The following is an 11485-nucleotide window of genomic DNA, read 5'->3' as shown; positions in this document are numbered from 1 at the left end:
ACGAAAAGGGCGGGAATCCTCGACGGGATTCCCGCCCTTTTCGTACCCACAGCGGGCCGGGGCGAGGCCTTGCTGCAAGGTTGCAGCAACGGTACAGTCGCGGCGGGTCGCGATTCGCGCGCCCGGACGACGAAGGAGTCCTCCTCATGCCCCGTGCTGCCCAGGCCCTCGCCCACCGAAGGCGTCCGACCCGCCGCGCGGCGGCATCGCTGACCGCCGTCGCCCTGACCGTCCCTGCGCTGTCGGCGGGCCTGGCCGGCCTGGGCGTGTCGGCGGCCCCGGCCGCGAGCGCCGCGGACCGGACGGCGACCCTGGTCGGGAGCCTGCAGTCCGAGCTGGGCTGCGCCCAGGACTGGGACCCGACGTGCGCGGCGACGGCGCTGACTCCCGCCGGCGACGGCACGTTCAGCGCCGAGGTGGACCTGCCGGCGGGCAGCTACGAGTACAAGGTGGCGCTCGACGGCGCCTGGGACGAGTCGTACGGCCGCGAGGGGACGGACAAGAACGCACCGCTCGTGCTGGAGGGCGACGCGCGGGTGCGGGTCACGTACGACGACGCGACGCACCGGACCGCGCTCACCCCGCTGACGCTGGCGGGTGCGTACGACGACGCGGCCGACGCCGACCTCGTGGTCCCGCCGGTGCGCCAGCCCGGCTCCGACGAGCGGTTCTACTTCGTCATGACCGACCGGTTCGCGAACGGCGACACCGGCAACGACACCGGCGGGTACGAGGGCGACCGGCTGGCCACGGGCTTCGACCCCACGGACAAGGGCTTCTACCAGGGCGGCGACATCGCCGGCCTGCGCCAGAACCTGGACTATGTCGAGGGCCTGGGCACCACGGCCATCTGGCTCACGCCGTCGTTCCTCAACCGGCCCGTGCAGGGCACCGGGGCGAACGCCAGCGCGGGCTATCACGGCTACTGGGTCACCGACTTCACGCGGATCGACCCGCACCTGGGCACCAACGACGAGCTGCGCGCCCTGATCGACGAGGCCCACGCCAAGGGCATCAAGGTCTACTTCGACATCATCACGAACCACACGGCGGACGTCGTCGACTACGCCGAGGGTGAGTACGGCTACGTCGACCAGGCCACGTCGCCGTACACGGACGCCGCCGGGAACGTCTTCGACCCGGCCGACGTCGCCGGCAGCGACGACTTCCCGGCCATGGACGCGGCGACGTCGTTCCCGTACACGCCGGTGATCGCGCCCGAGGACGCGGACGTCAAGGTGCCCGCCTGGCTGAACGACCCGACGCTCTACCACAACCGGGGCAACTCGACGTGGACGGGCGAGTCGGTCACCTACGGCGACTTCGACGGCCTGGACGACCTCATGACGGAGGACCCGCGCGTCGTGCAGGGCTTCGTCGACGTCTACGACGACTGGGTCGACCTCGGCATCGACGGCTTCCGCATCGACACGGTGAAGCACGTGAACCCGGAGTTCTGGGAGTCGTGGTCGGCGCAGGTCATGGAGCACGCCCACGCCCAGGGCAAGGACGACTTCTTCATGTTCGGCGAGGTCTACGACGCCGACTCCGCCAAGACGTCCCCGTACGTGCGCGACACGGACATGAGCTCGGTGCTCGACTTCTCCTTCCAGGCAGCCGCGACCAGCTTCGCGAGCGGCAACAGCGCCCGCGGCCTGGCGAGCCTGTTCGCGAGCGACGACCGGTACACGACGCCGACGAAGTCCGCGTCCGCGCTGCCGACGTTCCTCGGCAACCACGACATGGGCCGCGTCGGGTACATGCTCGCCGGCACCGACGAGCCGCTGGCGCGCGACGAGCTGGCGCACGACCTCATGTACCTCACCCGCGGCCAGCCGGTGGTCTACTACGGCGACGAGCAGGGCTTCGCCGGCGCCGGCGGGGACAAGGACGCGCGCCAGACGCTGTTCGCCACCCAGGTGGACGAGTACGCCGACCAGCCGCTCGTCACGGGGGAGCGGGCGGGCAGCGTCGACCGGTACGCCACCGACGCCCCGCTGTACGAGCACATCGCCGAGCTCGCCGCCCTGCGCGAGGCGCACCCCGCGCTCGCGACGGGCGCGCAGCTGGAGCGCTACGCCGAGAACGGTGCGGGGATCTACGCCTTCAGCCGGGTGGACCGGGACGAGAAGGTCGAGCACCTGGTCACGGTGAACAACGCCGCCGGGGCCAAGAGCGCCACCTTCACGACGCTCACCCCGGGCGCCACCTACGACGTGCTGTACGGCGACCTCGGGGGCGGCGCCGCGACCCTGACCGCGGACGACGCCGGCGAGGTCACCGTCACCGTGCCGGCGACGTCGGCCGTCGTGCTGCGCGCGGACCGCACGGTCGGCGCGGCCTCGGAGGGCACGCTCGAGGTCGCGGTCCCCGCGGCCGGCGCGGCCGTGACGGGGACCGCGGCGGTCGCGGCCGACGTCGACGACGACGCGTGGGCGGAGACGTCGTTCGCGTGGCGTGCCGTGGGCACCGACGCGTGGCACGCCCTCGGCACGGCCGAGGACACCACGCCCCGCGTCTTCCACGACACGGGCGACCTGGCGGAGGGCACGCTGGTCGAGTACCGCGCCGTGACGCAGGACGCGGACGGCGACCGCACGGCAGCCTCGACCTTCGCGTCGGTGGGCGTGGACGTCTCCGGCACGGTCGGCGACGTCGAGCCGGAACCCGACATCGACCTCGTCACCGTGCCCGGCAGCCACAACAGCGAGATGGGGTGCGCCGGCGACTGGACGCCCGACTGCGAGGGCGCCCGTCTGACGAGGCGTCCCGACGGCGTGTGGGCCGGGACGTTCGACCTGCCCGCCGGGGACTACGAGTACAAGGTCGCCGTGAACGGCTCCTGGGAGGTCAACTACGGCGTCGGGGGAGTGCGCGACGGCGGCAACGCCTCGTACTCCCACGCGGGCGGCAAGGTCACGTTCTACTGGGACCCGGCGAGCCACGACTTCTCCTCGACGGCGCAGGGTCCCGTCGTCACCCTGGCCGGGTCGTTCCAGGACCAGGTCGGGTGCCCGGGCTCGTGGGCGCCGGACTGCCTCGCGACGTGGCTGAAGGACCCGGACGGCGACGGCACGTACACCTGGTCCACGGACGACCTCGCGGCCGGGGCGTACGAGGTCAAGGTGGCTCACGGCCTGAGCTGGGCGGAGAACTACGGCGTGGGCGGCGCGCGCGACGGCGCCAACTACTCCTTCAGCGTGGGTGACGGCGAGACGGTGGCGTTCTCGTACGACCTCGCCAGCCACGTGCTCGAGATCGGCGTCGAGAACCCGCCGCTGCCGGGCACCGGCCAGCAGGCGGCGCACTGGGTGCGCGAGGGCCTCCTGCTCGCGCCCGGGGACCTCGGCGCAGGCGACGGCTGGACCCTGTGGACGGCGCCGGAGGGCGGGCTCGCCGTCGTCGACGGCCAGGTCCGCGGGCCCGACGGCGGCGACCTGCCGGCGGGCGCCGCGTCCTACGACCTCGCCCCGGCGGGGGACGTGCCCGACGACGTCGCGCGCGACTTCCCGGCGCTCGCCGGCCACACGGCGCTCGCGCCGGTGGGCGACGACGGCGAGCCGCTCGACCGGGCGGTCGTGGAGCGGCTGCTGACCGGCCAGCTCCTGGTCACCCGCGCGGCGGGGGACGGGCTCACCGCGGCGACCGGGGTGCAGCTGCCGGGGGTCCTCGACGACCTGTACGGCGACGCGGCGGCACGCCGGACCTTCGGCGTCCGGCTGCACCCGAGCGGCAGGTGGGCGTCGTTCGCGCTGTGGGCGCCGACGGCCCAGGACGTCGACGTGCTGGTCTGGCCCGCCGGGCGCGACCTCGGGGCCGACCCGGAGCGGTTCGACGCCGCGCGCGAGGCCGACGGCTCGTGGACGCTCGACGGCAAGCGGGCGGCGAAGAAGCTCGCCTGGGAGGGCGCCCGCTACCGGTACGCCGTGCGGGTGTACGTGCCGAGCACGGGGAAGGTCGAGACGAACGTCGTCACCGACCCGTCCTCGGTGGGCCTCACGCTCGACTCGACGCACTCGGTGGTCGTCGACCTCGACGACCGGCGGTGGCAGCCGAAGGTGTGGCGCACCACGCCGCAGCCGGTGGTGGCGCGCGCCGTGGACCAGACGATCTACGAGCTGCACGTGCGGGACTTCTCGATCTCGGACGAGACGGTGCCGGCCCGGGAGCGTGGCACGTACCTCGCGTTCGCGCGGGGACGCTCGGACGGCATGACGCACCTGCGCGAGCTGGCGGACGCCGGTCTGACCACGGTGCACCTGCTGCCGACGTTCGACATCGCGACGATCCCCGAGGACCGCGCGGCCCAGGCGACGACCGGCGACCTGTCCGGCTACGCCCCGGACTCGCAGGAGCAGCAGGCGGCCGTGGCCGAGGTCGCCGCGCGCGACGGCTTCAACTGGGGCTACGACCCGCTGCACTGGTCGGTGCCCGAGGGCTCGTACGCCGTCGACGCGGAGGGCGGCGCGCGCGTGGCGGAGTTCCGCACGATGGTGGGCTCGCTGCACGCCGCCGACCTGCAGGTGGTGCTCGACCAGGTGTTCAACCACACCGCGGCGAGCGGGCAGGACGCGAAGAGCGTGCTCGACCGGGTCGTGCCGGGCTACTACCAGCGGCTGGACCCGGCCACGGGTGCGGTCGAGACGAGCACCTGCTGCCAGAACGTGGCGACGGAGCACGCGATGGCCGAGAAGCTCATGGTCGACTCGGTCGTCACGTGGGCGCGCGACTACAAGGTGGACGGGTTCCGCTTCGACCTCATGGGTCACCACAGCCGAGACAACCTCCTCGCGGTGCGCGAGGCGCTCGACGCGCTGACGGTGCGCAAGGACGGCGTCGACGGCTCGGCGGTCTACCTGTACGGCGAGGGGTGGAACTTCGGCGAGGTCGCGGACAACGCCCTGTTCACCCAGGCCACGCAGGGACAGCTCGGCGGCACCGGCATCGGGACGTTCAGCGACCGGCTGCGCGACGCCGTGCACGGCGGGTCGCCGGTGGACGGCGCGTCGCGGTTCACCCAGGGCTTCGGCACGGGGCTGTTCACCGACCCGAACGGCCGCGAGGCCAGCGAGGGTGACGCGGGCAGCGTCAACGACGGCTCGGACGACGAGCGCGCCGACCTCGGCCACCAGACCGACCTGGTGCGCCTGGGCCTGGCGGGCAACCTGCGGGACTTCGCGTTCACCGCGTCCGACGGCGCGGTGACCCACGGCGAGGACCTCGACTACCGGGGCGCCCCCGCCGGGTACGCGGACTCGCCGGAGGAGGTCGTCACCTACGTGGACGCGCACGACAACGAGACGCTCTTCGACCTGCTGACGCTCAAGCTGCCCCGGGACACCTCGATGCCCGACCGGGTGCGGATGAACACCGTCTCGCTCGCGACGACGGCGCTCGCCCAGACCCCGTCGTTCTGGCACGCCGGCACGGACCTGCTGCGCTCGAAGTCGCTGGACCGCAACTCCTACGACTCCGGCGACTGGTTCAACGCGATCGACTGGTCGGGGCAGGACAACGGTTTCGGGCGCGGCCTGCCGCCGGCGGCGGACAACTCCGCTGCGTGGCCGGTGATGGCCCCGCTCCTGGCCGACCCGGCGCTCAAGCCCGCCCCGGCGGACATCGCGAGGGCGTCGACCGCGGCGCGCGAGCTGCTGGAGCTGCGCTCCTCGACGCGACTGTTCCGGCTGGGCAGCGCCGGACTGATCGAGCAGAAGGTGTCGTTCCCGGGCTCGGGCCCCGACGCCACCCCGGGGGTGATCGCCATGGCCGTGGACGACACGGTGGGCCGGGACGTCGACCGCCGGCTCGACGGCGTGCTGACCGTCTTCAACGCGTCGCCGGACGCGGTCACGCTCGACCTGCCGGCGCTGCGGGGCCGGGACTACCGCCTCTCGGCGGTGCAGCGGTCGGGCGGCGACCCGGTGGTCCGCGCGACGCGGTGGGACGCGCGGTCGGGGAAGGTGACCGTGCCTGCACGGACCGTCGCGGTGCTGGAGGACCCGCAGCGCTGAGCACCCGGTGACCTCGGGCGGCGCGTCCTCACGGGCGCGCCGCCCGTCGTCGTGCGCCCGACCGGGTCGCCCACGTGTTCATCGATGCAGCGGCTGATCTGGCCGCCCGCTCTCTATCGATGTACCTCTCGACGTGCTCGGATAGCGGTTGCCCGGGCCAAATGTGAGCGCTAACATTCCCGCTCGGCGGCCACGGAGTGCCGCGCAGCACCATGACTGACCCGGGCGTCGAGGGCGACGCCGGGAGCTCGCGCGAGACGAAGGAGTGCGTGACGTGCACGGAGCGTGGAGAGAACTCACGACCAGAAGACCGAGGGTGGCGTGGGCGCCGTCGCGAGCCAGGGCTGCCGTCTCGGTGGTGGCGACGGTCGCCGCGATCGGGGCGTCGCTGCTGGTGCCGTCCGTCGGTGCGGCGGCTGCGGGTACCGACGACCCGGGAGCCGCGACGGCCATCACGGTCGACGGCGCCAGCCCGGGTCGCACCTATGACGGGGTCGGGGCGACGTCCGGCGGCGGAGCGACCACCCGCCTGCTGCTCGACTACCCCGAGCAGGAGCGCGACGAGGTGCTCGACTATCTGTTCAAGCCCGGCTACGGGGCGTCGCTGCAGATGCTCAAGGTCGAGATCGGGGGCGACACCAACACGACCGACGGCTCCGAGTCGAGCCACATGCACGAGCGCGGTGTCGTCGACTGTGACGCGGGCTACGAGTGGTGGCTCATGCAGGAGGCGGCCGAGCGCAACCCGGACATCACCCTCGGCGGCCTCGCGTGGGGCGCCCCGGGCTGGCTGGACGGGTACTACTCCCAGGACACGATCGACTACTTCCTCAGCTGGCTCGACTGCGCCGACCAGCACGGGCTGCACATCGACAACATGGGCCTGCGCAACGAGCGCGACTACGACATCCCGTGGGTCAAGGAGTTCCGCAAGGCGCTCGACGCCGCGGGTCACGAGGACGTCCGGATCGTCGGCGCCGACCAGGCGGCCGTGAAGGGCGAGTGGCAGATCGCCGCCGACATGGCCGCGGACCCCGAGCTGGCCGACGCCGTCGGGGTGCTGGGGAACCACTACTCCTTCGGTCCGAGCTCGGCGACGGCCCAGGCGCTCGGCAAGCCGCTGTGGATCTCCGAGGGTGGCCCGTGGTCGGCCGAGTGGGGCTACGGCGGCTCGGCCAAGTCCCTGCCGTCGCTGCTCAACCACGCCTACATCGAGGGCCGCATCACCGGCGTCAACATCTGGAACCTCCTCACCTCGTACTACGAGGGGCTGAGCATCTCCGACGCGGGTCTCATGCGGGCGAACACCCCGTGGTCCGGCGCGTACCAGGTGCAGTCGGCGATCTGGGCCATGGCGCACACCGCGCAGTTCGCGCAGCCCGGCTGGCGCTACCTCGACACGGCGTCCGGGTACCTCGACGCCACCGACAAGACCCAGGGCAGCTTCGTGACCCGTCGCTCGGACGACGGCGGCGACTGGAGCACCGTGATCGAGTCGATCGACGCTGCCGGACCCCGGAAGGTGACGCTGTCGGTCACCGGTGGTCTCGACGCGGGCGACCTGCACGTGTGGCAGACGACCGCGGACGAGCAGTTCGTGCGCGAGCCGGACCTCGTCCCTGCCGCCGACGGCACGTACACCGTGACGGTCCCTGCCGACGCCCTCGTCACCGTGACCACCACGCAGGGGCAGAGCCACGGCGACGCCACCGGCCAGGCCGACTCGGCGTTCCCGTTCCCGTACCGGAGCTCCCTCGCCAGCGGCGGGGCGAGCGGCCAGACCTCCTACTTCTCCCAGATGGAGGGGGCGTACGAGGAGCGTCCGTGCGCGGCGCCCCGCCAGGGCACGTGCCTCACGCAGGTCGCGCCGCGGCCCTCGATCTCCTGGGCGGCGTGGAAGAAGCCCGCCGGCATCGTCGGCGACCTCGACTGGGCCGACTACGCGGTGGGCGTCGACGCGTACGTCCGCCCGGGGGGCGAGGCGCAGGTGCTCGGGCGGGTGTCGAACGACGCGATGCAGCCCGTGCCGAACGGGTACGGGTTCGCGCTGGACGCGGACGGCACCTGGTCGATCGGCCGCGGTGCGCCCGGCGGTCGGTCGTGGGTCGAGCTCGCGACGGGCACCCTCGGCGACGCCGGGACGGGCTGGCACCGGCTGGGGCTCGCCTTCGACGGGAGCGTGATCACGGCCTCGGTCGACGGCGACACCGTCGGCTCGGTGACCGACGCGACCTGGGTGAGCGGCATGGCCGGCCTCTCGGGTGACTACTCGGCGACGCAGTTCGCCGACCTCGCGATCGAGCCGCTCGACCCGGTCGTCGGCGTCGACGACGCCGCGGCGGCCGCCCGCTACGCCGGCGACTGGACGCACTGCGCGGGCCGCCCGGGGCGGTGCGGGGGCTTCACGTACCCCCAGGTGCGCTCGGCGGCAGGCAGGACGGTCAGCGGGAGCGACCGGCGGGGTGACGTCGCCACCGTCGCGTTCGACGGGACGCAGGCCACCCTGGTCGGCGCTCGCAGCCCGCAGGGCGGCGACGGGCTGGTGTCGATCGACGGCAACGCGCCCGAGCGGATCTCGTTCGCGCGGGCAGGGGCCGACACCGTCGTGCGGTGGCGTACCCCCGTGCTCACCGACGGGCCGCACACGCTGCGCGTCGAGGTCGCCGGGACCGGGTGGGTGGGGCTCGACGCCCTCGAGGTGGTCCCGGGCCGCGGGCACGACAGCTCGGTGGACGACCGGGAGACCGGCGTCGGCCTCGGACGGCTCGACTATCGGGGCGACGGCTGGACGAGCTGCCCCGGCTGCATCAACAGGACGGGCCTGTACCACTCGTCGGTCACCTCGACGGCGGTGGCCGGTGACGCGGTGGACTTCCGGTTCGTGGGGACGTCTGCCGACCTCTACGGGCTGCGCGCGTCCAACCAGGGCGTCGCGACGGTGCTCGTGGACGGCGTGGAGTCCGGCGTCGCCGACTTCTACGGGAAGCAGCGCGTGGGGAACCAGCTGGTCTGGTCCAGCGGCGCGCTGGAGCCGGGGGAGCACACGATCACCCTGCGGTCGACCGGGACCGGGACCGGGTCGGGGACGGAGATCAACGTCGACCGGTTCGTGGTGCGCGGCTGAGCAGACCCTGGGGGTTGTCGCCATGATCGGTAAGGCGTAACTTACCGATCATGGCGACCTCGCACGACGGCGTGCTGGACGCGCTCGGTGACCCGACCCGGCGCGCGGTCGTGCGTCGCCTGGCCGCCGGCCCGGCGTCCGTCGCCCTGCTCGCCGCCGACCTGCCCGTGAGCCGGCCGGCCGTCTCCCAGCACCTGAGGGTGCTGCACGCCGCAGGCCTCGTCGCCTTCGACACCGTCGGCACCCGCCACGTGTACCGCCTCGAGCCGTCCGGCTTCGAGGTCCTGCGGGGGTGGCTCGACGGCTTCTGGTCCGAGGTGCTGGGTGCGTTCGCCGCGCACGCGGACGCCCGCGGCGGCCACGGCGCCGCCGCCGCGGGAGGGACCGGCCCTCGTGGCGCCGGCGAAGGAGTGTCGTGATGTCCACCGACGACGTGCTGCGCAAGACCGTCACCGTCAGCCCGGGACCCGAGGCCGCGTTCCGCGCCTTCACCGACGACATGGGCCGGTGGTGGCCCCTCGCCACCCACTCCGTGGGCCGCGCCGAGGCCGGCGACGTGGTGGTGGAACCCGGCATCGACGGCCGGGTCGTCGAGACCCTCCCCGACGGCAGCGCCGCCGTCTGGGGCACCGTGACGGCGTGGGACCCGCCGCGCCGCGTCGCGTTCACGTGGCACCCGGGGACGCCGGAGTCGCAGGCCACGCGCGTCGAGGTGAGCTTCCGGGCGGCCGGGTCCGGCACCGAGGTGGAGCTCGTGCACTCGGGCTGGGGCCGGCGGACCGACGGGGAGCAGGCCCGGGGCGCCTACGACGCCGGGTGGGAGCCCGTCCTGGACCGGTTCGCGGCGTTCGCCGGCTGAGCGGTCGTCGCCCGTTTGGTTGACTTCGGGAACCGAAGCAGGCCCTCTGCCCTCGCAATCGGGCGGTCCCACGCCTGGTGAGCGCTGATTTTCCTCAAGATTTGCCCCAGATTCGGGGCCGTGACCCGATCGTTATGGCTTCCCGCGGTCGATGCTTTGACTTTGAGTCTCGAAGACAGCACCCTGGATGACGGACCGGCACCTCGAGGCAGTTCTCGGGGGCCCGGACGCCGGTGGCGAAGGTCGCAGCCGGTGGACCCTCGAAGACGAGAAGGAGCGCGAGGATGCGACTCGGCAAGAAGATGGGCGCGATCGCCGCTGGTGCGGCGCTGGCGCTGTCCCTGGCCGCATGCAGCGGCGGGGGCGCAGGAAGCAGCTCCGACGGCGAGAGCCAGGCCGTGGGCAACGGTGACGACGAGATCAAGGTCGGCGTCGCGATGCCGACGGAGACCTCGGAGCGCTGGATCGCCGACGGCGACGCGGTGAAGTCGGGCCTCGAGAAGGCCGGCTACAAGGTCGACCTGCAGTTCGCGGGCGACGACATCCCCACCCAGACCCAGCAGATCGACCAGATGATCACCCAGGGGGCTGACCTCCTGATCATCGCGGCCATCGACGGCACGGCTCTCACGAGCCAGCTCGAGTCGGCGGCCGAGCAGAACATCCCGGTCATCTCCTACGACCGGCTCATCCGCGACAGCGAGAACGTCGACTTCTACGTGTCGTTCGACAACTACAAGGTGGGCGTCGCGCAGGCGAACGCGCTCCTGTTCGGCCTGGGCCTCACCGACAAGGACGGCAAGGCCACCGACGAGAAGGGCCCGTTCAACATCGAGCTCTTCGCCGGCTCGCTGGACGACAACAACGCGCACTTCTTCTGGGACGGCGCGATGGACACCCTCAAGCCGTTCATGGACGACGGGTCCATCGTGGTCCCCTCGAAGCAGACGGACATCGAGCAGGCCGCGACGCTGCGCTGGTCGCAGGAGGCCGCGCAGGCCCGCATGGAGAACCTGCTGACCTCCACGTACTCGGGTGACACCAAGCTCGACGGTGTCCTGTCGCCCTTCGACGGCATCTCCCGCGGCATCATCACCGCGCTCCAGGGCGTGGGCATGGGCCCGACGATGAAGGACGGTCTGCCGGTCGTCACCGGTCAGGACGCCGAGATCGCGTCGGTCAAGCTGATCCAGGACGGCGTGCAGGAGTCCACGATCTTCAAGGACACGCGTCTGCTCGCCGACCAGGCGGTCGTCGCGGCGAAGGCGTTCATCGACGGCAAGGAGCCCGAGGCGAACGACACCAAGACGTACGACAACGGCAAGAAGGTCGTGCCGTCCTACCTGCTCGACGTCGTCACCGTCTACAAGGACAACATCCAGTCCGAGCTCGTGGACAGCGGCTACTGGACGCAGGACGAGATCGACGCCGGTCAGGCCTCCTGACCCGATCCACCCCTGCGGGTCCCGGCCCGTCCTCACGGACGGGCCG

The 11485-nt window shown here is 72.6% G+C and carries 5 protein-coding genes; all 5 read left to right on the top strand.

Features of this window, described 5'->3' with window-relative positions; genetic code table 11:
- Positions 1–146: 146 nt before the first annotated feature.
- The 5 genes from pulA (at position 147) to chvE (ending at position 11439) form a co-directional block, all read left to right on the top strand.
- A complete protein-coding gene (gene pulA, locus ACWGKI_RS19410) occupies positions 147–6011 on the top strand; it encodes a pullulanase-type alpha-1,6-glucosidase (RefSeq protein WP_452189213.1) in 5865 nt (1954 codons plus the stop codon).
- A gap of 358 nt (positions 6012–6369) precedes the next feature.
- Positions 6370–9135: a hypothetical protein gene (locus tag ACWGKI_RS19405; protein ID WP_452189211.1), complete on the top strand. Its 2766-nt coding sequence runs from the start codon at positions 6370–6372 to the stop codon at positions 9133–9135.
- Positions 9136–9185: 50 nt separating this feature from the next.
- The gene (locus tag ACWGKI_RS19400) at positions 9186–9554 is read left to right on the top strand and encodes an ArsR/SmtB family transcription factor (RefSeq protein WP_452189209.1); all 369 of its coding nucleotides are present in this window, start codon (positions 9186–9188) and stop codon (positions 9552–9554) included.
- Positions 9554–9994 carry an SRPBCC domain-containing protein gene (locus ACWGKI_RS19395; RefSeq protein ID WP_452189207.1) on the top strand — a complete coding sequence of 147 codons (441 nt, stop codon included), beginning with the start codon at positions 9554–9556 and terminating at the stop codon, positions 9992–9994. The genes ACWGKI_RS19400 and ACWGKI_RS19395 overlap by 1 nt, the downstream gene beginning before the upstream one ends.
- A gap of 284 nt (positions 9995–10278) precedes the next feature.
- Positions 10279–11439, top strand: a complete 1161-nt coding sequence (gene chvE / locus ACWGKI_RS19390) for a multiple monosaccharide ABC transporter substrate-binding protein (protein ID WP_452189205.1) — start codon at positions 10279–10281, stop codon at positions 11437–11439.
- Positions 11440–11485: the final 46 nt, after the last annotated feature.

Source organism: Isoptericola sp. NPDC055881, from assembly GCF_053615895.1.
Note: the sequence above shows the minus strand (reverse complement) of the source record. Positions and strands in the feature narration are given on the sequence as shown.

What these genes read in the sequence shown, in the direction of transcription:
- chvE (WP_452189205.1), top strand. Translation starts at nt 10,279, where the DNA reads ATGCGACTCGGCAAGAAGATGGGCGCGATCGCCGCTGGTGCGGCGCTG.
- ACWGKI_RS19400 (WP_452189209.1), top strand. Translation starts at nt 9,186, where the DNA reads ATGGCGACCTCGCACGACGGCGTGCTGGACGCGCTCGGTGACCCGACC.
- ACWGKI_RS19395 (WP_452189207.1), top strand. Translation starts at nt 9,554, where the DNA reads ATGTCCACCGACGACGTGCTGCGCAAGACCGTCACCGTCAGCCCGGGA.
- pulA (WP_452189213.1), top strand. Translation starts at nt 147, where the DNA reads ATGCCCCGTGCTGCCCAGGCCCTCGCCCACCGAAGGCGTCCGACCCGC.